Source organism: Paraburkholderia sp. J11-2 (assembly GCF_905220185.1).
Classification (GTDB): Bacteria; Pseudomonadota; Gammaproteobacteria; order Burkholderiales; family Burkholderiaceae; genus Paraburkholderia.
Map to the genome: position 1 here is coordinate 190,928 of NZ_CAJMYY010000010.1, position 22,950 is coordinate 213,877.

At 65.3% G+C, this 22,950-nt stretch carries 22 protein-coding genes; 3 read left to right on the forward strand and 19 right to left on the reverse strand.

Features of this window, described 5'->3' with window-relative positions:
• Positions 1-13 precede the first annotated feature (13 nt).
• The 15 genes from lepA to U5A57_RS16480 all read right to left on the reverse strand — a co-directional run bounded on the left by lepA (position 14) and on the right by U5A57_RS16480 (position 13,791).
• Positions 14-1,807 (reverse strand): translation elongation factor 4, encoded by a 1,794-nt coding sequence (lepA, locus tag U5A57_RS16410; RefSeq protein ID WP_321912529.1) that lies wholly within the window; start codon positions 1,805-1,807, stop codon positions 14-16.
• Positions 1,808-1,981: 174 nt separating this feature from the next.
• A complete protein-coding gene (locus U5A57_RS16415; protein ID WP_321912531.1) occupies positions 1,982-2,305 on the reverse strand; it encodes a glutaredoxin family protein in 324 nt (107 codons plus the stop codon).
• Positions 2,306-2,323: 18 nt separating this feature from the next.
• Positions 2,324-3,847, reverse strand: a complete 1,524-nt coding sequence (locus U5A57_RS16420) for a DegQ family serine endoprotease (protein WP_321912533.1) — start codon at positions 3,845-3,847, stop codon at positions 2,324-2,326.
• A gap of 23 nt (positions 3,848-3,870) precedes the next feature.
• The gene (locus U5A57_RS16425; protein WP_321912648.1) at positions 3,871-4,932 is read right to left on the reverse strand and encodes a MucB/RseB C-terminal domain-containing protein; all 1,062 of its coding nucleotides are present in this window, start codon (positions 4,930-4,932) and stop codon (positions 3,871-3,873) included.
• A gap of 5 nt (positions 4,933-4,937) precedes the next feature.
• Positions 4,938-5,579 carry a sigma-E factor negative regulatory protein gene (locus tag U5A57_RS16430; protein ID WP_321912535.1) on the reverse strand — a complete coding sequence of 214 codons (642 nt, stop codon included), beginning with the start codon at positions 5,577-5,579 and terminating at the stop codon, positions 4,938-4,940.
• A 91-nt stretch (positions 5,580-5,670) separates the two neighbouring features.
• Positions 5,671-6,270 carry an RNA polymerase sigma factor RpoE gene (gene rpoE, locus U5A57_RS16435; RefSeq protein WP_158758258.1) on the reverse strand — a complete coding sequence of 200 codons (600 nt, stop codon included), beginning with the start codon at positions 6,268-6,270 and terminating at the stop codon, positions 5,671-5,673.
• Between the two features lie 113 nt (positions 6,271-6,383).
• Positions 6,384-6,803, reverse strand: coding sequence for a protein YgfX (locus U5A57_RS16440; RefSeq protein ID WP_321912538.1), 420 nt, complete (start codon positions 6,801-6,803; stop codon positions 6,384-6,386).
• Positions 6,804-6,886: 83 nt separating this feature from the next.
• Positions 6,887-8,128 (reverse strand): beta-ketoacyl-ACP synthase II, encoded by a 1,242-nt coding sequence (fabF, locus tag U5A57_RS16445; protein ID WP_321912540.1) that lies wholly within the window; start codon positions 8,126-8,128, stop codon positions 6,887-6,889.
• Between the two features lie 190 nt (positions 8,129-8,318).
• Entirely contained in the window at positions 8,319-8,558 is a 240-nt protein-coding gene (acpP, locus tag U5A57_RS16450; RefSeq protein ID WP_004197638.1) for an acyl carrier protein, read from the reverse strand.
• 167 nt (positions 8,559-8,725) lie between these two features.
• Positions 8,726-9,475 (reverse strand): 3-oxoacyl-ACP reductase FabG, encoded by a 750-nt coding sequence (gene fabG, locus U5A57_RS16455; protein WP_321912541.1) that lies wholly within the window; start codon positions 9,473-9,475, stop codon positions 8,726-8,728.
• Between the two features lie 34 nt (positions 9,476-9,509).
• Positions 9,510-10,448: an ACP S-malonyltransferase gene (gene fabD / locus U5A57_RS16460; protein WP_321912542.1), complete on the reverse strand. Its 939-nt coding sequence runs from the start codon at positions 10,446-10,448 to the stop codon at positions 9,510-9,512.
• Positions 10,449-10,572: 124 nt separating this feature from the next.
• Positions 10,573-11,562 carry a beta-ketoacyl-ACP synthase III gene (locus U5A57_RS16465; RefSeq protein WP_321912544.1) on the reverse strand — a complete coding sequence of 330 codons (990 nt, stop codon included), beginning with the start codon at positions 11,560-11,562 and terminating at the stop codon, positions 10,573-10,575.
• Positions 11,562-12,701 (reverse strand): phosphate acyltransferase PlsX, encoded by a 1,140-nt coding sequence (plsX, locus tag U5A57_RS16470; RefSeq protein WP_201698203.1) that lies wholly within the window; start codon positions 12,699-12,701, stop codon positions 11,562-11,564. The genes U5A57_RS16465 and plsX overlap by 1 nt, the downstream gene beginning before the upstream one ends.
• Positions 12,702-12,836: 135 nt before the next feature.
• On the reverse strand, positions 12,837-13,016 hold the full coding sequence (rpmF, locus tag U5A57_RS16475) for a 50S ribosomal protein L32 (RefSeq protein WP_018441573.1): 180 nt from the start codon (positions 13,014-13,016) through the stop codon (positions 12,837-12,839).
• A 133-nt stretch (positions 13,017-13,149) separates the two neighbouring features.
• Positions 13,150-13,791, reverse strand: coding sequence for a DUF177 domain-containing protein (locus tag U5A57_RS16480; RefSeq protein WP_321912545.1), 642 nt, complete (start codon positions 13,789-13,791; stop codon positions 13,150-13,152).
• A gap of 366 nt (positions 13,792-14,157) precedes the next feature.
• On the opposite strand from U5A57_RS16480, the gene U5A57_RS16485 reads away from it, so the two are divergent.
• Positions 14,158-14,796, forward strand: a complete 639-nt coding sequence (locus tag U5A57_RS16485; protein WP_321912547.1) for a Maf-like protein — start codon at positions 14,158-14,160, stop codon at positions 14,794-14,796.
• Positions 14,793-15,515 (forward strand): SAM-dependent methyltransferase, encoded by a 723-nt coding sequence (locus U5A57_RS16490; protein WP_321912549.1) that lies wholly within the window; start codon positions 14,793-14,795, stop codon positions 15,513-15,515. Before U5A57_RS16485 ends, U5A57_RS16490 begins: the two co-directional genes overlap by 4 nt.
• A 99-nt stretch (positions 15,516-15,614) precedes the next feature.
• Here U5A57_RS16490 and U5A57_RS16495 read toward each other — a convergent pair whose 3' ends face one another.
• The 4 genes from U5A57_RS16495 to U5A57_RS16510 are packed head-to-tail and all read right to left on the reverse strand — an operon-like array spanning position 15,615 to position 18,793.
• Positions 15,615-16,619: a S49 family peptidase gene (locus U5A57_RS16495; RefSeq protein ID WP_321912551.1), complete on the reverse strand. Its 1,005-nt coding sequence runs from the start codon at positions 16,617-16,619 to the stop codon at positions 15,615-15,617.
• Positions 16,620-16,649: 30 nt separating this feature from the next.
• Positions 16,650-17,054, reverse strand: a complete 405-nt coding sequence (locus tag U5A57_RS16500) for a Rieske (2Fe-2S) protein (protein ID WP_321912552.1) — start codon at positions 17,052-17,054, stop codon at positions 16,650-16,652.
• Complete coding sequence (locus tag U5A57_RS16505; RefSeq protein ID WP_321912553.1) at positions 17,051-17,710, reverse strand: HAD-IA family hydrolase; 660 nt, start codon at positions 17,708-17,710, stop codon at positions 17,051-17,053. The genes U5A57_RS16500 and U5A57_RS16505 overlap by 4 nt, the downstream gene beginning before the upstream one ends.
• 33 nt (positions 17,711-17,743) lie before the next feature.
• Positions 17,744-18,793, reverse strand: a complete 1,050-nt coding sequence (locus U5A57_RS16510) for an RluA family pseudouridine synthase (protein ID WP_321912554.1) — start codon at positions 18,791-18,793, stop codon at positions 17,744-17,746.
• 860 nt (positions 18,794-19,653) lie between these two features.
• Between U5A57_RS16510 and U5A57_RS16515 the strand changes: the two genes are divergently transcribed.
• Positions 19,654-22,908, forward strand: coding sequence for an Rne/Rng family ribonuclease (locus U5A57_RS16515; protein WP_321912556.1), 3,255 nt, complete (start codon positions 19,654-19,656; stop codon positions 22,906-22,908).
• Positions 22,909-22,950: the final 42 nt, after the last annotated feature.

The window sequence follows — 22,950 nt, forward strand, 5'->3', positions numbered from 1 at the left end:
TTATTCGCGTTACTTATTTATCTTCGACACGAAGGATGGCGAGGAAGGCCTCTTGCGGAATCTCGACAGAGCCGACCTGCTTCATCCGCTTCTTGCCTTCCTTCTGCTTTTCGAGCAGCTTCTTCTTACGCGTGATGTCGCCGCCGTAGCACTTGGCCAGCACGTTCTTGCGCAGCGCCTTGATGTTCTCGCGCGCGATGATGTGCGCGCCGATCGCGGCCTGGATGGCCACGTCGTACATCTGGCGCGGAATGATCTCGCGCATCTTCGCCGCCACTTCGCGCCCGCGGTACTGCGACTGCGTGCGGTGCACGATGACGGACAGCGCATCGACCTTGTCGCCGTTGATCAGCATGTCGACCTTCACGACGTCCGAGCTGCGGTATTCCTTGAACTCGTAGTCCATCGACGCATAGCCGCGCGACACCGATTTCAGACGGTCGAAGAAGTCGAGCACGATCTCCGCCATCGGAATTTCGTACGTGAGCTGCACCTGGCGGCCGTGGTACTGCATGTTGATCTGGTTGCCGCGCTTCTGCGTACAGAGCGTGATGACCGAACCCACATAGTCCTGCGGCATGTACAGGTTGACCGTGACGATCGGCTCGCGGATCTCACCGATCTTCGAGGGCTCCGGCATCTTCGCCGGGTTCTCGACCTTGATCAGGGTGCCGTCCGCCTGCACGACTTCGTACACCACGGTTGGTGCCGTGGTGATGAGGTCCATGTCGAACTCGCGTTCGAGACGCTCCTGCACGATTTCCATGTGCAAGAGACCGAGGAAGCCGCAGCGGAAGCCGAAGCCGAGCGCCTGCGAAACTTCCGGCTCGTATTGCAGCGAAGCGTCGTTGAGCTTGAGCTTTTCGAGCGATTCGCGCAGCGCGTCGTACTGGTTCGCCTCGACCGGATAGAGACCCGCGAACACCTGCGGCTTCACTTCCTTGAAGCCTGGCAGCGGCTCGGACGCCGGCTTCGTGGCGAGCGTAACGGTGTCACCCACCTTCGTCGCGGCGAGTTCCTTGATGCCCGCGATGATGAAGCCCACCTGCCCCGCCGACAGCGAATCGAGGTTGCGCGACTTCGGCGAGAACACGCCGACGTGCTCGACCGGATACTGCGCGCCGGTGGCCATCAGCTTGATCTTGTCCTTCGGACGCAGCGTGCCGTTGACGATACGCACGAGCATCACCACGCCCACGTAGTTGTCGAACCACGAGTCGATGATGAGCGCCTGCAGCGGTGCTTCCGGATCGCCCTTGGGCGGCGGAACCTTGGCAATGAGCGCTTCGAGCACATCTTCCACGCCGAGGCCGGTCTTCGCGCTGCAGCGCGTGGCGTCGGTCGCGTCGATGCCGATCACGTCCTCGATTTCTTCGATGGCGTTTTCGGGGTTGGCGGCGGGCAGGTCAATCTTGTTGAGCACCGGCACGACTTCCACGCCGAGTTCGATCGCGGTGTAGCAGTTCGCCACCGTCTGCGCCTCGACGCCCTGGCTCGCGTCCACCACGAGCAGCGCGCCCTCGCACGCGGAGAGCGAGCGGCTCACCTCGTACGAGAAGTCGACGTGCCCGGGCGTGTCGATCAGGTTCAGGTTGTAGACCTTGCCGTCGCGCGCCTTGTACGAGAGCGCGGCGGTCTGCGCCTTGATGGTGATGCCGCGCTCGCGCTCGAGATCCATCGAGTCGAGCACCTGCGATTCCATTTCGCGGTCGGACAAGCCGCCGCACAGCTGGATGATGCGATCGGCGAGCGTCGACTTGCCATGGTCGATGTGCGCAATGATCGAGAAGTTACGAATATGATCCATTCAGTGCCGATCAAGCGAAAAAGGCGCGCCCCAACGATTGCGTGGCACGCCTCGTAAACAGATGAAAAACCGGACTATTTTAGCCGAAAAGGGGTCCCACGGGCGAACCGTCCGCTGATGTAACGGATGTGTCATGGCGGGCTTGCATGTTGCGCGGCCCACCGCACGCGCGTTTCACGCACCGCTCGGCGGCTTCAGCAGCGCGCCCGGCGCGTCGGCGGCGAGCCCGAGCGTCGCGCGCACGCGCGCCTCGTCGAGATGGTAATGGCACAGCTCGATGCCGTCGCAAAGCAGCACCGGCACGAGTTCGTCGTAACGGGCCTGCAGCGCGGGGTCGGAATCGACATCGATCACGTCGAGCCGCGCACCCGCCGCCGCGGCAAGCGGCTCGAGCGCGACGCGCATGTCCTCGCACAGATGACACCACGCGCGCCCGTACAGCACGAGGTGCGCGCTCGCACGCTCGAGCGCGCCCGGCGACGCCGGCGAAGACCGCAAGGGCGGGCGCACCGCGCGTTACTTCTGACCCGGTGCGCGCGGGCGCAGCGGCACGAACTGCGTGTTGTCGCCGCGCCGCACGAGCACCGCCACCATCTTCTGCGGGTCGAGATGCGCTGTGACGTCCTGGAACTGCTTCGCGCCCGTGATATCCGTGTCGCCCACGCGCAGAATGATGTCGCCCTTTTGCAGGCCGGCGCGCGCTGCCGGGCCGTCCACCGAATCCACCATCGCACCGCCCTTGATCTTGAGCTGGGCGAGCTGGTCGGCGGGGATATCGACCACCGCGATACCGAGCGCACCCATCGCGCGCGGCTTGGGATCGGGCGCCTTTTTCTGGTCGGCCTTCGCGCTCTTGTCGGTCTGCATCTCGGCGATCGTGATCGGCAGATCGCGTGTCGCGCCCTTGCGCCAGATCGTCACAGTCGCCTTGGTGCCCGGCTTCGTGTCGCCAACCATGCGCGGCAAGTCGGTCGCGGCGTCGACGCTCGCGCCATTGAACTTCAGGATGATGTCGCCCGGCTGGATGCCCGCCTTGTCGGCCGGGCCGCCCGGCTCGACGCTGGAGACGAGCGCGCCTTGCGCCTTGGGCAAGCCGAGCGAGTCGGCTACGTCCTTCGTCACTTCGCCGATCGCCACGGCAATGCGGCCGCGCGTGACCTTGCCCGTCGACTTCAGTTGATCTGCCACGCGCATCGCCTCGTCGATCGGAATCGCGAACGAAATGCCCATGAAGCCGCCGGTGCGGCTATAGATCTGCGAGTTGATGCCGATCACCTCGCCTTGCATGTTGATGAGCGGCCCGCCCGAGTTGCCGGGGTTCACGGCCACGTCGGTCTGAATGAACGGCAGATAGTCGCCGGTATCGCGCCCCTTCGCGCTCACGATGCCCGCCGTTACGGTGTTCTCGAGGCCGAACGGCGAACCGATCGCCACGACCCACTCGCCCACGCGCACCTTGTTCGAATCGCCCATCGTCACGGCCGGGAGATTCGCGGCCTGGATCTTCACCACGGCGACGTCCGTGCGATCGTCCACGCCGATCAGCTTCGCCTTGAATTCGCGCTTGTCGGTGAGCGTCACATAGATGCTGTCCGCGTCATCGATCACGTGCGCATTGGTCATCACGTAGCCGTCGCTCGAAAGGATGAAGCCCGAGCCGACGCCGCTGTTCTGTTCGGTATCGTTGCCGCTGTCCGGGCCCGAATCGGAACCGCCACCGCCCTGACTTCCTCCTTGACCGCCGCCGCCCTGACCGCCGCCTTGTCCACCCTGCGGCCCTTGCGGGAGCGGGATGCCAAAGAAGCGGCGGAAGAATTCCGACATGTCGCCCTGATCCATCCCCGGCGGGAGGCCGCGCTGCGCCGTGGAGACGCGTGTGGTGGTGCGAATATTGACGACCGATGGTCCCACTTTGTCCACGAGGTCGGCGAAATCGGGCAGGTTGGCAGCTGGCGCCGCCGATGCCACGTGCGGTGCGAACGGCAGGCATGCCGCCACGACCGCGGCCGCGAAGAATTTGCGCAGCGGGAGAATCGTCATATCGAAGTCAGCCGAAGGAGGAGTTACCTGGGAGCCTTGTATTCTATGGCAGACGCGAACTGCTGCAACGTGGTCTGGGGCACTTCTCCGAGCAACGTGATGAAGTAATCGCCGTTGCGCTTCACGAGCACGTGGGTCGCGCCACTGCTGCCCGAGCCTTCCTTGCGACTGTTGTTCTTCACCGGTTCGATAAAGACGGAAAGCGTGGACAGTCCGTCAGAGAACACAGCCTGATCGACCGGAATAGGCGGATCGCTGGCGTCGCGTGCGGCCATGGGCCGGCGCACTTCACGAATCTTCTGGAAGCCCGGCGCGGCCTGGCCGAACGACCAACCCTGCGCTTCGATATCGACCGGCTGCAGCGGCGGACGCACCACGTTCCAGCCCTCGATATTGCGCATGCCGTTCACGATAGGCGTCTTGTCGACGGGGCCGCCGATGCGTACCTGCGTGAACGCGAGTTGCTGGAGCACCTGGCCGTTCGACGGGTCGAGCATCTGCGAACGCAGCAGCAGTCCGGTTTTCGCGTCGGCCCACAGCTTGTAGGCGAAGCGGAAATTGTCCTTCGGGTCGAGCTGGATCACCTGGCTGTCGAGGCCCGCCACACGGTCGTTGCCGAGCAGCTTCGGCTCGTACACGCCCAGCACCTGGTCACCGCTGGTGGAGAGCAGCGCCGGGAAAGCGTCCTTGTTCTGGCGCTTTTCGACGACGAGCAGCTTGCGCTCGGGCACGAAGGTATAAAGATCGTCGTTGTGGCGCAGCATCGTGCGCGGCTTGCCGTCGAGGCTTTCGAGCTTCTCGAACTCGCCGTCCTGCTTCGAGGCGTAGTGCGTGATGCGTGAGGACTGCACGAACTCGCCGCGCTGGTAGACGAAGGTGCCTTCGTAGCTTTGCTGCTGAGCAGCCTGCTGGATGCGGTCGAGCAACTGCGCCGCGCTCTGGCGCGTGGCGGCATCGGCCGCGGACGCGCCTTGCGCGTGGGCACGCGGGGCGACAGACAGAGCGGTGAACATCACGGCTGCGCAGCACAGGAATGCCGGCAACCGCCCCCAGATCGTCTTTTTATTCAACCGCAATGTCTGCATCAAACTTATTGGCCTTGCGTGGTGAGAGCGGCTGAGCGGATGTACGGCATGGAATCCGACATAACCGGCTGCTGCGCGAACTGCTGATGCGCCTGGAGGTATTCGTCGAGGCGCGCGTCGCGGATGATATTACCGTCCTGAGCGCCGGCGAGAGGCGCCGGCGTGGTGTTCATCGCCACGCGCTGCACGCCGTCGCCCTGCGACTGGACGGCTGCGATTTGCGGCGCGCCGGCCATGCCCACGCCGCGCATTTGCGGCATGACGATCCACGTGAGCGTAGCAGCGGCGGCCGCCACGGCCAACGACGGCACCACGCGGCGGCGCAGCGCCAGAATGCGGCCCACGCGCTCGTTGCGGCCAGCCTGCACCTGCGGCAGCGCGCCCGGTGCGAGCAGATGCGGCTCCGCTTCGAAACGCGCGGCGAAACCCGTCATGAAAGCGCGGCTCGCGGCCTGGCTAAGTGCCAGATCGTCAGAGCGCAGCACGTCGCCGATCAGGTGGTACTCCGACCAGGCTGCGCGCCCTTCGCCGTCGAGTTCCAGATATTTTCCGTTCAGATGCTCCTGCGCCGACGCTTCACCGTCGACGAAGGCGGACAGACGCTCGCCGCGCGAGCTTGATACCGATTGCATCGAGACCGAACCCATGATGCTCCCCATTTCCTGACAGACGTCCCTGGTGACACCTACTCATTCTGATGAATCGCGTCGCCGCCCGGGGCGAAACTGGTTGTTCTTCTTACCAGCGCTTGCCTTCCGGAGTGTCCAGCAGCGGACGCAATTTTGCCGCAATGGCTTCCCGAGCGCGGAAAATTCTCGATCTGACGGTGCCGATCGGGCACCCCATCATTTCGGCGATCTCTTCGTAGCTTAGGCCTTCTATTTCCCGAAGCGTAATGGCGGTGCGCAGCTCTTCCGGTAAAACCGCCATCGCAGCATTGACCGTCTGTGCGATCTGCTTGCTCATCAACATCGACTCGGGCGTATTGATATCCCTTAGTTGATCGGCGTCCGAGAAAGTTTCCGCTTCTTCTGCATCTGCCTCAGTAGAAGTCGGCGCGCGTCTTCCCTGGGTCGCAAGGTAGTTCTTCGCCGTATTGACAGCAATCCGGTACAACCACGTATAGAAAGCCGATTCGCCACGAAACTGCGGTAGTGCGCGGTAAGCCTTGATGAAGGCGTCCTGGGCCACGTCCTCGACCTCGGCGGGGTCCCGCACGAGGCGCGAGATCAGCCGGATGATCTTGCGGTGGTATTTCGAGACCAGGAGCTCGAACGCGGCCTTGTCGCCTTGTTGCACGCGCTCGACCAGAACCTGATCAATTTCTTTTTCGCTCACCTGAAAAATCCGTTAGCACATGAAGGAGACATGGGGGCACCATTGTAGCGTCCTCGCCACGGTCTCACGTTACGCGAGTAACAGCGGTTACAAGCTTTACAGCGAAGGGAAGCTCAGCGGCCGGCCGCGCTGCGCGCGCGCACGGCGAGCGTACGGAAGGTATCTGCGGCAACAGCATCGGCGGCAACGAGAATCGTCGCGCGGCGTGCACCCTGCTCCACGACGAGTGCGAGCAGCCATGTACCCCATTGCGACGCACCGGCAAGGCGCCCGGCCGCGAGGCAGGCGCCATCGCGTGAATACGCCGCCAGGTAATCTGACCCGATTTCGATGAATGCCGGTTGCTTGCGACGCCACGCCGCAGCCACGAGGCCGCCGCTCGCGAGGAACGCCAGCGTAAGCGGCAACGCTTGCCAGCCGCCGAGCCATGGCGCAAGCGTCGTGTAGACGGCGGCCGTTGCCACGCCGAGACCTGCGGCAACGAGCAGTTGCAGCGCGAGGGAGGGACGCAGGGAAAGGAGCGGCGCGAGCACGCGCCGCGAGGGGAAAGCAGGAACGCGGCCGGCCGAAGTAGCGTGTGTACTACGCGGCGCGGCCGCTGTCTCGTCGTGCGGAATCAAGCGTGACGCTTGAATACGAGCGTGCCGTTCGTGCCGCCGAACCCGAACGAGTTCTTCAGCGCGACGTCGATCTTCATGTCCCGCGCGGTGTTCGCGCAGTAGTCCAGGTCACATGCCGGATCCTGGTTGAAGATGTTGATCGTCGGCGGCGACACCTGGTTGTGCACGGCCAGCACCGTGAACACCGACTCCAGACCGCCCGCGCCACCCAGCAGGTGGCCCGTCATCGACTTGGTCGAGTTCACGACGATATCCTTCGCATGATCGCCGAAGGCGCGCTTGATCGCCGTGGTTTCCGCGAGGTCGCCGAGCGGCGTGGACGTGCCGTGCGCGCTCAACCAGTCCACTTCACTGGTGTTGACGCCCGCGTTCTTCATCGCGGCGAACATGCAGCGGCGCGCACCGTCGCCGTCTTCGAGCGGAGCGGTCATGTGATACGCATCGCCGCTCATGCCGTAGCCGCCGATTTCCGCGTAGATCTTTGCGCCGCGCGCCTTCGCGTGTTCGTACTCTTCGAGCACCATCACGCCTGCGCCTTCGCCGAGCACGAAACCGTCACGGTCCTTGTCCCACGGACGGCTCGCCGTTGCCGGATCGTCGTTGCGCTGCGAGAGCGCACGCGCGGCCGCGAAGCCGCCGATGCCCAGCGGCGAAACGGTCGATTCCGCGCCGCCCGCAATCATCACGTCGCAGTCGCCGTATTCGATCAGACGCGACGCTTCACCAATGCAGTGCAAGCCGGTCGTGCAAGCCGTGACCATTGCCAGATTCGGGCCCTTGAGGCCGTACTTGATCGACAGATGGCCCGAGATCATGTTGATGATCGAGGCAGGCACGAAGAACGGCGAGATGCGGCGCGGACCGCGGTTGAGCAGTTCGGTTTGCGTGACTTCGATCATCGGCAGGCCGCCGATGCCCGAGCCGACGTTCACGCCGATGCGCTCCGCGTTCGCTTCAGTGACTTCGAGACCGCTGTCCTGGATCGCCTGCATGCCCGCAGCGATGCCGTAATGGATGAACGTATCCATATGGCGCGCTTCTTTCGCCGGCATGTAGTCTTCGACGTTGAAGCCCTTCACTTCGCCGGCAAAACGGGTCGAGAAGTTCGTCGCGTCGAACTTCGTGATGTTGGCGATGCCGGACTTCCCGGCGACCAGATTGGCCCAGCCGTCGGCAACATTATTGCCAACAGGCGAAATCAGCCCCAGGCCTGTAACAACAACTCGACGACGGCTCACGGTAACCCCTTATCCATAGATGACAAAAACAAAAGCCACAGAGGCCACAGGAAATGCTCCTGTGAGCCCTGTGGCTAGTTGACCAGCAGATGCCCCGCAGCGAGTGCGGCAGGCGTATGCGGTTTCACGGGCGAGCGTCCTCGCGGGCCGCCAGCGCAAGCGTTGCGCGGCCCAGGCGGGAATCGGGCGCTTAGGCCTTGACGTTCGCGCGAGCGTAGTCGATCGCTTGCTGAACCGTCGTGATCTTCTCGGCTTCCTCGTCCGGGATTTCCATGCCGAACTCGTCTTCCAGAGCCATGACCAGTTCAACGGTGTCGAGCGAGTCGGCGCCCAGATCGTTCACGAACGAAGCTTCGTTCTTGATTTCAGCTTCGGCGACGCCCAGTTGCTCGGCGACGATCTTCTTGACGCGCTGTTCGATGTTGTCCATTACCCCTCCAAGGGAAAAAAGTTAGCTCATGAATGCGAGTGCGCGCATTTTATCAGGTTTGACCTGGCTGAAAAGCGGCGCTCAAGGTTCCGGAAGGCTATCCGCGACGGCGCTTGAGCAAGGTTTTTACACAAGCGCATCAAGGCGCGGATAGTACCTGAATCCGGTTAAGACATATACATGCCGCCGTTCACGTGCAACGTCGTGCCCGTGATATAGGCCGCCTGCGGCGACGCGAGAAACGCGACCGCGTGCGCGATGTCGTCCGGGCTGCCAAGGCGGCCCAGCGGAATCTGCTGCTTGAGCACGGCTTGCTGCTCAGCCGGCAGGTCCTTCGTCATGTCGGTGTCGATGAAACCCGGCGCGACGCAGTTCACGGTAATGCCGCGGCTGCCGATCTCGCGTGCAAGCGCGCGCGTCATGCCCGCCACGCCGGCCTTCGCGGCCGCGTAGTTGGCCTGGCCCGGGTTGCCCGACGAGCCCACCACCGACGTGATGTTGATGATGCGGCCGCCCTTGGCCTTCATCATCGGGCGCAGCACGGCGCGCGAGAGGCGGAACACCGACTTCAGGTTCGTGTCGATGACCGAATCCCATTCGTCGTCCTTCATGCGCATCGCCAGGTTGTCCTGCGTGATGCCCGCATTGTTCACGAGGATCGCAAGACCACCGAATTCCTTGACCGTTGCGTCGATGAGCGCTTCTGCCGCCGCGGCGTCGTTCACGTTGAGCACGGCGCCGCGGCCCTTCAGGCCCGCTTCTTCGAAGGCGGCCGAGATCGCCTGCGCGCCGGCTTCGCTCGTTGCCGTACCGATCACCGTCGCGCCCTGGCGCGCCAGTTCCAGCGCGATCGCACGGCCGATGCCACGCGTGGCGCCGGTCACGATTGCGGCTTGATTGTCGAGAGTCTTTTCCATCGTTTGAATCCGTTAGCGGTGGTGACGTAGGCGCTTAGGCCTTCAGAAGCGCAAGCGCTTCGTCGAGCGACTTCGGATCGAGCACCGAGGCGCCGACCAGGTTGCCGTCGATACGCTTGGTGAGGCCCGCGAGCACCTTGCCCGGACCACATTCGACCACGTGCGTCGCGCCTTGCGCGGCGATGGCCTGCACACACTCGACCCAGCGCACCGCGCCCGCGGCCTGACGCACGAGCGCGTCGCGGATCTTCGCGGGATCGGTTTCGAAGGCCACGTCGACGTTGTTCACCACGGGAATTTGCGGCGCGTTCAGCGTGACGCTCGCGAGGTAGTCGCGCAACTGATCCGAGGCGGGCTTGAGCAGCGACGAGTGGAACGGCGCCGAAACCGGCAGCGGCAGCGCGCGCTTGGCGCCCTTGCCCTTGGCGACTTCGCAGGCCTTCTCGACCGCGCCCTTGTGGCCCGCGATCACGACTTGCGCCGGCGCGTTGAAGTTCACGGCTTCGACCACGCCGCCGCTTGCAGCCGCGGCTTCGGCGCAGACTGCACGCACCGTGTCGTCGTCGAGGCCGAGCACGGCGGCCATGCCGCCCTCGCCCACCGGCACCGCGCTTTGCATGGCCTGGGCGCGAAAGCGCACGAGCGGCACGGCGTCGCGGAACGCGAGCACGCCGGCGGCGACGAGCGCCGTGTATTCGCCGAGGCTGTGGCCCGCGACGATCGCCGGCGCCGGGCCGCCCGCCTGTTGCCACGCGCGATACACGGCGTAGGCGGCGGTGAGCATGACCGGCTGGGTGTTGGTGGTGAGGTTGAGCTCTTCAGCGGGGCCTTCGGCGATCAGCTTGCCAAGGTCCTGGCCGAGCGCGTCGGACGCTTCTTGCAGCGTCTCGCGCACGATGGCGTTATCGGCGAAGGCGTCGAGCATGCCGACGGCCTGCGAGCCTTGTCCGGGAAAAACGAACGCGAATTTCATAACGTCCCCAAATTCGTTCAATACGGGTGGGCAATGCGCTCGGATGAACCGCCGCCGGCTGCGCACAACGTGCATGTCGTGCGCACAGCCCGGCTGCGGGAGCGCGAAAGCCCGCTCAGGATGCTTAGAAGCGGATGACGGAAGCGCCCCAGGTGAAGCCGCCGCCCACGCCTTCGATCAGCACGTTCTGGCCGCGCTTGATGCGGCCGTCGCGCACCGCGACGTCGAAAGCGAGCGGAATCGAGGCCGCCGAGGTGTTGCCATGCTCGCCCACCGTCACCACCATGCGCTCGGCGGGCAGGCCGAGCTTGCGGCAGGTGCCCTGCATGATGCGGATGTTGGCCTGGTGCGGAATCAGCCAGTCGACCTGGTCGGCGGTGAGCTGCGCCTTGTCGAGCGCCTCGATCGCGACCTTTTCGAGCACGTTCACAGCAAGCTTGAACACCGCCTGGCCGTCCATGTGCAGGAACGCGTTGCCCGCGATCACGCCGCCATGCACGTTACCCGGCGTGCACAGGATGTGCGCATAGCTGCCGTCGGCGTGCAGCGCGCTCGACAGCACGCCCGGTTCGTTCGACGCCTGCAGCACGATCGCGCCGGCGCCGTCGCCGAACAGCACGCAGGTCGTGCGGTCGTTGAAGTCGAGAATACGCGAGAAGGTTTCCGCACCGACCACGAGCGCCGTGCGGTGCTGGCCGCTGCGGATCAGGCTGTCGGCCACCGAAACGGCGTACGCGAAGCCCGAACACACAGCCTGCACGTCAAACGCCGCACCGTGATTGCGGATGCCGAGCTTGTTCTGCAACAGGCAGGCCGTGCTCGGGAACACGAAATCGGGCGTGGACGTGGCGACGATGATGAGGTCGATCGACTGCGGATCGACATCGGCCGCCGCGATCGCGCGCTGCGACGCCGCAAGCGCGAGATCGCTCGTCGTGACGTCGGGCGCGGCGAAGTGGCGCGCGTGAATGCCCGTGCGGGCCACGATCCACTCGTCGCTCGTCTCGACGCCTTTTGCGGCGAGCCGTTCGGCCAGTTCCTGGTTGGTGACGCGATCAGGCGGAAGGTAACTGCCCGTGCCGATCACGCGGGAATAGAGAGTCGATTGAGCCATTATGCCTTCGAGGATGATGCGGCGCCGGGCGGTACTTCGCCCGCTGCCTGGCTGGGCGCGCTAGTCGCCTGCCCCGCCTGCGCGGCTTGCACATTCTGGGCGCCGCCGGGCTCGTCTGCCGCCTGTTCGAGCGAACCGGCGTTTTCTTCCATGGCGCGCGCGAGGCGCTCCAGCACGCCATTTTTGACGGCATCATACCCGCGATTGATCGCACACTCAAACGCGTAGGCATCGGCCGAGCCGTGACTCTTGATGACGAGGCTCTTCAAGCCGAGCAGCGCCGCGCCGTTGTACTGGCGATGGTCCACGCGCTTCTTGAAGCGCATCAGCACGGGCAGAGCCGCAATCGCCATGAGCTTGGTGAGCCACGAGCGGCCGAACTCTTCCTTGATCATGTCGTTGAGCATCTGCGCGAGGCCCTCAGACGTCTTGAGCGCGACATTCCCAACGAAACCGTCACAGACGATGACGTCGACGGTGCCCTTGTAAATGTCGTTGCCTTCGACGTTGCCGCGGAAGTTCAGCGTGCTCGCGCGCAGGAGCTCGCCCGCGCGCTTGATGGTCTCGTTGCCCTTGATGACTTCTTCGCCGATATTCAGGAGCCCGATGGTTGGGCGATCCTTGCCCTCGAGCGCCGCAACGAGCGCGTGGCCCATCTCTGCGAACTGCAGCAGATGCTGCGGCTCGCAGTCGACGTTCGCACCGAGGTCGAGCATCGTCGTGTAACCACGCGGATTGGGCAGCGCAAAGGCGATAGCCGGACGTTCGATGCCAGGCAGGGTCTTGAGCACGTAGCGCGAAACGGCCATGAGCGCGCCGGTGTTGCCGGCCGAGATGCAGGCTTGCGCCTCGCCCTCTTTCACGCGATTGAGCGCGACGCGCATCGACGAATCTTTTTTCTTGCGCAGGGCGACTTCGACCGGATCGTCCATTTCGACGACCTCGGTGGCGGGCACGACGGTAAGCGCGGGATGGTCCGCCGCCTTCAGTTTTTTCAACTGGGCGCGAACCGCCGACTCGACACCCACGAGCATGAGATGCGCGTCGGGGTGCGAGCGGACGAAATGGACTGCGGCAGGCACCGTCACAGACGGGCCGTGGTCGCCTCCCATGCAATCTATCGTGAGCGTAACAGTCATGGAATGCGACGGATTTCAGGCATAAAAAAGCGGCAGTTGAATGCCGCCTTTTTTGCCGAGCCGAAATATGGTCAAGCGAACGGGATCGTCAGATGCGGCGCCAGGCTGCAAGCCATGCGCCGCACGCTGAAACGATTAGTCGTTCTTGGTCTTGACGACTTTCTTGCCGCGGTAGTAGCCGTTCGGGCTGATGTGGTGACGCAGATGCACTTCACCCGTGCTCGGCTCGACGGCCAGCGGCGCGCCCGTGAGGAAATCGTGCGAGCGGTGCATACCGCGCTTCGACGGCGACTTCTTGTTTTGTTGAACTGCCATGATAACTCCTGAAAATTTTCCGAATTCTAACACAGCCCGATCCGGCCGCCGCCACCCTTGGGGGTGGCCGGACTCCGGGCTCAGGCCCACGCGTCTGGTACTGCCTGCCCCGCGCAGCCGCCTAAGGCTGACCTTAGTGCTTGCTGCCGGGACCGTCCTTCTTGAGCGATTCGAGCGCCGCAAACGGGTTGACGCGCTCTTCCGGCTCGATTTCCTGCTCCGGCACGTCGTCCACGGAATCCACGCCCTCCGCGCCGTCGGGACCCGAGGCGAGACTTTCGTGAATCTCCGGACAGACTTCGTGCTTCGGCACCAGCGGCAGTGCGAGCAACAGCTCCTCTTCGATCAAGTCGACGAGATCGAAATGGCGCGAGCCCACGATCACTTCGACTTCATCGTCGTCGAGCGGAAACTCGTCCGCCTCTTCTTCCGTCTGGACGATACGGAAGGTCGCATCCGCATTGAATGCCTGCTCGTACGGAGCCAGGCACCGCTGGCACGTGAGCCACGCACCACCGTGAACGGCAAGGCGCAGGTATGGCTGCGGCCCTTCAGTGCCGTTGTCCTGCAATTCCTGCTGGGTAAAGCCCGCAGCCTGCCAGGTGAACGCGCTATCGCGATCTGGCGCCTCGGCCGGGACTTCGTTTAACATGCGCGGCAGTTGCGAGACGCGCACGACGCCCGCCGCCTCGCGCTCGCTACGCGCGAATTCGAAGAGATCGAAGTCACGCGGATTCAGTTCGGCGCCAGCAGGCTTACCAGAATGTTCGGTCATGTGCGCTCTCCTGCTTCACGGCCCGGGTAACCGGCGAGCGATGCGCGAAAGCCGACAGCGGCTCGCAGCAATCCAGCTTGTACCGGCCCGCACTGGCCTGCATTGACCATCGGCACAGGCGCCCGCACAAGACGTGCGACGAGAGCATACCGATGAAAAGCCCAAAATCATATCGCCTTTATCTTTGCGAGTCAAACACTTAAGCTCGCGTACGCAAGTGTCTGTGCGAGCGCGGTTTTCGGGCGCCTTTGATGACGTTTTGCGGGAAATCCGCCCCCGTTTTCGAGACGAAATCGACCCGAAAACCCCAAACCACAGCCGTACGTTCCAGTCATATTCGCAGCCGTTTTCATACTTCGATCGAACATGCAGGATTCTCCCTCGCAGGCCCCGCGCACGGGCCGCCCCGCCCTCATCCTCGCCTCCAGCTCGCGCTACCGGCGCGAGCTGCTCGAACGTCTGCGCATTCCTTTCGAGACTGCCGTGCCCGCCATCGACGAAACGCCGCACCCCGGCGAAACGCCCGAGGCGACGGCGCTGCGCCTCGCAGCAGCGAAGGCCCGTGCCGTGGCCACCGCCCTGCCCGCCGGCGCCGCGCGCACGCTCGTGATCGGCTCTGACCAGGTTGCCACCTTCGATGGCCGCCAGATCGGCAAGCCCGGCACGCACGAGCGCGCGCTCGAGCAGTTGCAGGCCATGCGCGGCCGCGACGTGTTGTTCCATAGTGCCCTGAGCCTGCTCGACACCGCTACTGGCCAAACGGATACCGTCGATATCGTGACGAAGGTGCGCTTTCGCGAGTTGCCCGATGCCGCGCTCGACGCCTATCTGCGCGCCGAAACGCCTTACGACTGCGCGGGCAGCGCGAAAGCGGAAGGGCTCGGCATTGCGCTGCTCGAAGCGATCGAATCGGACGATCCCACCGCCCTGATCGGCCTGCCGCTCATTGCGCTCACGCGCATGCTGCTTGCCGCGGGCTATCCGCTGCTGGAGATGCAAGCATGAGCCTCGGCACCCTCTATTTGATCCCCAACACGCTCGGCGAAGGCGACGATGCCGCGCTCAACGCGGTCCTCCCCATGCCCGTGCGCGAACGCGCGGGCACGCTCGCAAGCTATATCGGCGAAAACGCGAAGACCACGCGCGCCTTCCTCAAGCGCGTGGGCACGACGCGCCCGATCCAGGAAATCGACATCCGTGAGCTGAACGTCAACACGCCGGCAGGCGAAGTCGAGAAGCTGCTCGCGCCGCTCCTCGCGGGCATCGACACGGGGCTCGTGTCCGAAGCGGGCGTACCGGCGGTCGCCGATCCGGGCGCGCTGCTCGTTCGTCGCGCGCACGAGCGCGGCATCAAGGTCGTGCCGCTCGTAGGCCCGAGTTCGATCCTGCTCGCGTTGATGGCGTCGGGCCTGAACGGCCAGAGCTTCGCGTTTCACGGCTACCTGCCCGTCGACGCGAACGAGCGCGTGAAAAAGCTACGCGAACTGGAGCAGACCTCGCGCAAGGGCAAGCAGACGCAGATCTTCATCGAAACGCCCTATCGCAACCGCACGCTGCTCGACGCCCTGCTCGCGACCTGCGCGCCCTCCACGCTCGTGTGCGTCGCCGCCGATCTCACGCTGCCCACCGAGACGATCGTGAGCCGCGCCGTGTCGGACTGGAAGAAGAAGCCCGCGCCCGAATTGCAAAAACGGCCGGCGATTTTCCTGCTGCTCGCGAACTGAACGCGCCTCGCCGCGCAAAAACGAATCGGCCGCTGCGCAACCCTCGCGCAGCGGCCGATTTTCTTTGCGGACGCCCGGAAATCGAAGCGCCGTTAGCGCTCAGTGCACCGACAGCTTTCCGCCCATCAGCAGCGAATGCACGGCGGCCGAGCCGATGTTCGCGCCCACACGCTTCGCCACGCGGTCGGTGAGGCTCTGCTTGACCGTGTAGTCGACGACGTCCGGCGCCTTGATGACTTCGCGCGCCACGTAATCGGTGTCGCCGTAGCCATCCGCGAGACCGAGTTCCACGCTCTTCTGCCCGGTCCAGAACAGGCCCGAGAAAATGTCCGGCGAGTCCTTCAGGCGCTTGCCGCGGCCCGCCTTCACGGCGTCGATGAACTGCTGGTGGATCTGGTCGAGCATCTCCTGGGCGTGCGCGTCCATTTTCGGCGTATCGGGCGAGAAGGGATCGAAGAAGCCCTTGTTTTCGCCGGAGGTGCGCAGGCGCCGCTGAACCCCGAGCTTGTCCATGAGTCCGGTAAAGCCGAAACCGTCCATCAGCACGCCGATCGAGCCCACGATGCTCGCCTTGTTGACGTAGATCTTGTCGGCGGCGGCCGCGACGTAATACCCCCCCGAAGCGCACATGTCGCCCACCACCACATACAGCGGGATGGCCGGGTACTTCGTGCGCAGACGGTGGATCTCGTCGTTGATGATGCCGGCCTGCACCGGGCTGCCGCCGGGGCTGTCGATGTGCAGAACCACGCCCGCAGTGCCGTCGTCGTCGAAGGCGCTGTCCAGCGCGCTGATGATGTCCTCGGCGTTCGCGGGAGTGTCGGAGCCGATTTCGCCGTCGAGCGAAACGAGCGCCGTATGGCGCCCTTCACTCTCCACGCGCGCGCCCGAAAGATCGAGGATCGCCCACGCGATGACCACGAATACCGCGAGAAACGCGAAGCGAAAGAAGATCCGCCAGCGCCGCGCCGCACGCTGTTCGGTGATCGCCGCCAGCGCGATGCGTTCGAGCGCCTCGCGCTCCCAGCCAGGCGCGGACGCGCCGCGGTCTGACGAAGCCGCGCGCGGCGCTTCGTTCGAATCAGGGGTCGGATTGTCGGACATGCGAGCGGATAACGGGTCGAAGGTCAGTGGTCAGGTTGGGGTCGGACGCAAAGCGTCGTCCGGCAGCCAGAATACCGCACGGCCCTCCGGCGTGTCGCGTTCCTCGACTTGCACGGGGCGCAAACGGCCGCCGCGGCACGGTCCGCCCACGCACTTGCCCGTGTCGGGCTGGTAGATCGCACCATGCGTGGCGCACATCAGATAGAGCCCCGACGACTCGAAGAACTGGCCCTCGACCCAGTCGAGCTCCATCGGCACGTGCGCGCAGCGGTTCAGATAGCCGTACACCTCGCCGCCGTAGCGCACGAAGAACACCACAGCGTCGCCGCCCGCGTAAGTCGCGTTCATGCGCCGCCCCTCGCCGCCCTCGGCGAGTTCTTCGGCCGCGCACACGCGCACGGGCTCGCCCGCCGGTGCCTGCGGCGCCGCGCTCATGCGTTCTCCCGCAGCCAGAGCGCAAGCGCGGCCACGTCCTGCGCGACGAAGCGCGGCTCGAGCTTTTCGAGCGCGCCGCTCGCATGCGCGCCATACGCGACGCCAACGCCCGCCGCGCCCGCGTTGATCGCCATCTGCAGGTCGTGCGTCGTGTCGCCGATCATCACCGTGCGGCCGAGATCCTGCCCCAATTCACGCGTGAGTTCCTGAAGCATGGCCGGATGCGGCTTCGAGAAGGTTTCGTCGGCGCAGCGCGTGCCGTCGAAGAGGCTCGTGAGCCGCGAATCCGCCAGTGCGCGGTTCAACCCCACCCGGCTCTTGCCCGTCGCCACGGCAAGCAGGTAGCCGGTATCGCGCAGTTCCGTGAGCATCTCGCGTACGCCTGCGAACAGCTCGGTCTGCTGGTCCTTCAACAAATAATGGATGCGGTAGCGCTCCACGAGCCGCGGGTAGTCGGCCGGATCGAGCGTGGGCGCGGCAATCTGCAGCGCCTCACGCAGGCCGAGGCCGATCACATAGCTCGCCGCCTCGTCGCCGGGCACGGGCAGACCGAGGTCGCGGCACGCCGCCTGGATGCTGCGCGTGATATGGGCGGTCGAGTCCATCAGGGTGCCGTCCCAGTCGAACACAATCAGATCAAATAACTCTCGAGCCATGCAGGACTTCTCCAAACGCTGTCAGATTCGGTGTCATTCGGGACGGGCCGCGCCAGGCCGGGCCGGCGCGCTGTCTTCGCCAGCGCCGCTTTCGCGCTGCGCGCGCAGCGCATCGACGAAGCCGCGGCAATCCGGCGGCAACGGCGCCTCGAACTGCAACGGGGCGCCCGTAATCGGGTGAGCGAGCTTCAACCGGTGCGCATGCAGGAACATGCGCTTGATGCCCGGCCGCGCGCCAGAGCGTGCAAGTTCCTTGTTGAGCGCGAAGTCGCCGTACTTCGCGTCGCCGACGATCGGCAGCCCGAGGTGAGCGAGGTGCACGCGGATCTGGTGCGTGCGGCCTGTTTTCAACTCGGCTTCAAGCAGCGCGTAACCCGGCCAGCGCTCGACGAGATTGAACACCGTATGCGAGGGCATGCCGTCCGGCTGCACGCGCACGCGGCGCTCGCCTTCCGGGGTCAGATACTTGTGAAGCGGCTCCTTCACGGCGCGCCGGCGGCCCCAGTCACTCGCCCATTCGCCGTGGACGCAGGCGAAATAGCGCTTGTCGGTCTGGTTGTCGCGCATCTGCGCATGCAGGCCGACGAGCGCGGCGCGCTTCTTCGCGAGCATGAGCACGCCCGACGTTTCGCGGTCGAGCCGGTGGACCAGTTCGAGAAACTTGCCCTGCGGGCGCGCCTCGCGCAACTGCTCGATCACACCGAACGCCACGCCGCTGCCGCCGTGCACGGCCACGCCGGCGGGCTTGTCGATGACAAGCAGCGCGTCGTCCTCATAAATGATGGGAAACTGGGCGGCCGGCACCGGCGCGGCACCGGCCGGCGTGCTCGATTGCGACGTGCGAATGGGCGGAACCCGCACGATGTCGCCTTCCGCGAGCCGATATTGCGCATCGACCCGGCCCTTATTTACGCGCACTTCCCCGCTGCGCAAAATGCGATAGATGTGGCTCTTCGGCACGCCTTTACAGACGCGCACGAGAAAATTGTCGATGCGCTGACCGGCCGCGCCCTCGTCGATTTCGACGAACGAAACCTGGTCGCTTGCGACCTGATTCTGGGATGTTTTGCCTAACCCTTTCATTCTGAATATAATTTGCCCAGCGCCGACGCAATGGTAGGCCAAACGGCCAAATGTCCTGCGAACCCCAAGAGGGTTATCCTGGACTCGGACCACGCGGCGAGCGCAGGCTGCAAGCAATAAACGGTTATTTTACTTGCGCCCGGGGCTGGTTGCTCACCCCGCTTGATGAGAAGCAACGAGTTGCACGCACGGATCACCACTCCGGCAGGGACGGCGCCCACAGGCACGTTCGGTCAGGAGCGGCTCCGACGGTAACGGAACATTGGTATAAAGAATTTATCCGGCGCGTCCCGCCGCGCGGTCGAAGTGACCGCCGAAGGAGGCGCTGGTGGCGAAAATACGGCGAGCGCCCGAAGCATCCCGGCAATGTGCGGGACAAGGCGACGTCAAAAGTGGCGAGACACCCCGAGGGGGAAGGCGGGCGTTCCTGAAAAGCTTCCCGTGCGCGGCCCTGATTGAGAGGCCGCGAACCTGATCCAGTCGCAAGCGCGCGCGGTTCGCCGCTGCGGCAGGCGTCTGTCACGGCCAGTGCGATGTGCACACGATGAATACAACCATCGGCACATATGTGGCCACGGCAGCCAGGTGAACCGGAAGCGCAGGAAAACGTTGCCGTCGCGAACCCGCGGCATGTCTCTTCGCTTCTTGAAGACGTATTTCGCATGAGCCCACGCGGCCCCGTCCTCGGCAACGCAACGCCGGACCGGCGCCCATAAAAGGCAATTCTCCCCGCCATCGTTCCCGCTCCAGCGTGCTTGTGACAACACAATAAGGCGCGGCTCGCCGCTGCCCGCACCGTGCTGCCTGGCGTCGCCGCCGCGCACCGTGCGGCTCGCGCGCGAACGCACTGGAGTCGTTCAATGAAACGAATGCTGTTCAACGCGACACAGCAGGAAGAACTGCGTGTCGCCATCGTCGATGGACAGAAGCTCATCGACATCGACATCGAAACCGCCGGGCGCGAACAGCGCAAAGGCAACATCTACAAGGGGATCGTCACCCGTATCGAGCCTTCGCTCGAAGCGTGTTTCGTCAACTACGGCGAAGACCGCCACGGCTTCCTGCCGTTCAAGGAAGTCGCGCGCCAGTATTTCCGCGAAGGCATCGACATGCGCGGCGCGCGCATTCAGGACGCCCTCAAGGAAGGCCAGGAACTGATCGTCCAGGTCGAGAAGGAAGAGCGTGGCAACAAGGGCGCCGCCCTCACCACGTTCATCTCGCTCGCCGGCCGCTACCTCGTCCTCATGCCGAACAACCCGCGCGGCGGCGGCGTCTCGCGCCGCATCGAGGGTGACGACCGTCAGGAACTGCGCGAAACTATGGCGCAGCTGCAACTGCCGGACGGCATGAGCATCATCGCGCGTACGGCCGGCATCGGCCGCTCCGCCGAAGAGCTCCAGTGGGACCTGAACTACCTGCTGCAACTGTGGCGCGCCATCGAAGCCGCGTCGCAGGCCGGCCAGTCCGGTCAGCCCATGCTGATCTACCTGGAATCGAGCCTCGTCATTCGCGCGATCCGCGACTACTTCCAGCCCGACATCGGCGAAATCCTCATCGACACCACCGAGATCTATGACCAGGCACGCGCCTTCATGGATATCGTGATGCCGGACAATGTCAATAAGGTGAAGCGGTATCACGACGACGTACCGCTGTTCTCGCGCTTCCAGATCGAGCACCAGATCGAGACGGCGTATTCGCGCACGGTGCCGCTGCCCTCGGGCGGCGCGATCGTGATCGACCACACCGAAGCACTGGTGGCCATCGACGTGAACTCGGCGCGCGCCACCAAGGGCGCCGACATCGAGGAAACTGCCGCGCGCACCAACCTCGAAGCTGCCGACGAAGTGGCGCGCCAGCTGCGTCTGCGCGACCTCGGCGGCCTGATCGTGATCGACTTCATCGACATGGAGTCGGCCAAGAGCCAGCGTGAAGTCGAGCAACGTCTGAAGGACGCGCTGCGCCATGACCGCGCGCGCGTGCAGATGGGCAAGATCTCGCGCTTCGGCCTGATGGAGCTGTCGCGCCAGCGTCTGCGCCCCGCCCTCTCGGAAGGCAGCCACGTCACCTGCCCGCGCTGTAACGGCACGGGTCACATCCGCGATACGGAATCGTCGGCGCTTCAGGTCCTGCGCATCATCCAGGAAGAGGCGATGAAGGAGCACACCGCGGCAATCCATTGCCAGGTGCCGGTCGAAGTGACCGCCTTCCTGCTCAACGAAAAGCGCGCGGAAATCAACAAGATCGAGTCGCGCTTCAAGGTTGGCGTCGTTCTGATCCCGAACAAGCACCTCGAAACGCCGCACTACAAGCTCGAGCGCCTGCGTCACGACGACGCGCGCCTCGACGACCCGCGCGCTTCGTGGAAGATGGCCGAGGAAGCGGCTCGCGAACTCGAGTCGGAAACCGGCTACAGCAAGCGCACCGCCGAAGCCAAGCCCAAGCAGGAAGCCGCGGTGAAGGGCATCACGCCGGAGCGTCCGGCGCCGAGCGCACCGGTCAAGGCTGCCGAAGCCGCACCGGTCGCGGCACAAGTGGCCGTCACGCCCGCGGGCGGCGGCTTCTTCGGCTGGGTCAAGCGCCTCTTCGGCGCGCCGGCTGCGGCACCCGCACCGGCACCGGCCGCTCAACCCGAAAAGGCAACCCGTCCGACCCGCGAAGCGCGTACCGAGCGCAGCGAGAAGAGCGGCGGCGACCGTAACCGCAATCGCCGCACCGGCGGCCGCGACGCGGCTGGCCGCGGCGAAGGCGCAGGCGGCGCACGCACCGGCCAGCAGGCTGGACGCCGTGAGGAACGCGAACCGCGCGAGCAACGTGAACCGCGTGAAGCACGCGAAGGTCGTGGCGCCCGCGAACCGCGCGAGCCGCGTGAACCGCGTGAGCAACGCGAACCGCGCGAGCAACGTGAGCCGCGTGAAAGCCGCGAAGCACGCGGCGAGCGCGAACAGCGCATCGAGCGCGTCGAGCGCGGCCAGGACCGTAGCGATGTGACGGCGGAAGCCGGCGCCGCGCGCGGCGAGCGCCAGGAACGAGGCGAGCGCCGCGAACGTGGTGAACGCGGCGAGCGCGGTGAACGCAACGAGCAGCGTCGCCGTCAGCAAGCCGAGGCCGCGGAAGCCCAGGAAGCGCGTCTTGACGCCGCATCGGCAGGCACCGAAGGCGTCGAACCGGCGCAGACGGAAGAGCTGCCCGAAGGGATGAGCGTGGGTGCCGACGAAGAAGGCGCTCCGCGTGAAGGCGAAGAACGCCGCCGTCGCCGTCGTGGCCGCCGCGGTGGCCGCCGCGAGCGCGAGACGGATGCAGCAGGCCTCACGCCGGGCGCGGACGCGCCGGAAGGCGAAGAGGAAGGCGCACCGGCTCAACCGGCCATCGAGCAGCCTGCCGTTGCTGCGCAAGTGCACGAAGCGCCGGTCGTGGAAACGCGCACCGAAGCTGTGGTCGAGACTGTCGTGACCGCACTGCCGGCCGCAGCCGTTGTCGCCGAAGCCGCTCACGTGTCCGCCGCCGTGACGACTACGCAGGTCGAAACCGTTGCGCCCGCTGCAGAGCAGGCTCCGGCCCCGGCCGAAGCCGCACCGGTGAACGTCGAAACCGCGCACGTGGTCGAGCCGAAGGCCGAGGAGCACGCAGCAGTGGTGGCACCGGTGGCGCCTGCCGCCCCTGTGGCGCCTGCCGCAGCGGACGAACAGGTCGCGCCGGCAGCCCCCGCCGAGCCGGTCCAGGCCGAGACTCAGCCTGTCGTGGTGCGTGAAGACCGCGTCGAAGCCCCGCAAACCGAAGTGCTGGCGGCAGCGCCCGCCGCGCAACCGGAGCCGGTGCAAGAAGTGGTAGCCGCTGCTCCGGCGGTCGTCGCGATCCCCGAGCCGGCCGCAGCGCAACCGGCCCCGGTCGCAGCAGTGGCACCCTCGCCCGCACCGGCCGCCGCGGACACGCTGCGCCCGATGCTGGAATCGGCGGGTCTCGTCTGGGTCAACACCGACGCCGACAAACTGCGCGCCGCCCAGCAAGCCGCCGCGCAGCTGGTGAAGCCCGCGCGCGCGCCGCGCGAGCGCAAGCCGCTGCCGCCGGTCGACAGCGCGCCGATGCAGCAGGTCGAAACCTCGCGTCAGCCGTAAGCGCCGCAAGCGCAACTGGCCGCGCGCCGGGCCTTGAGTCCG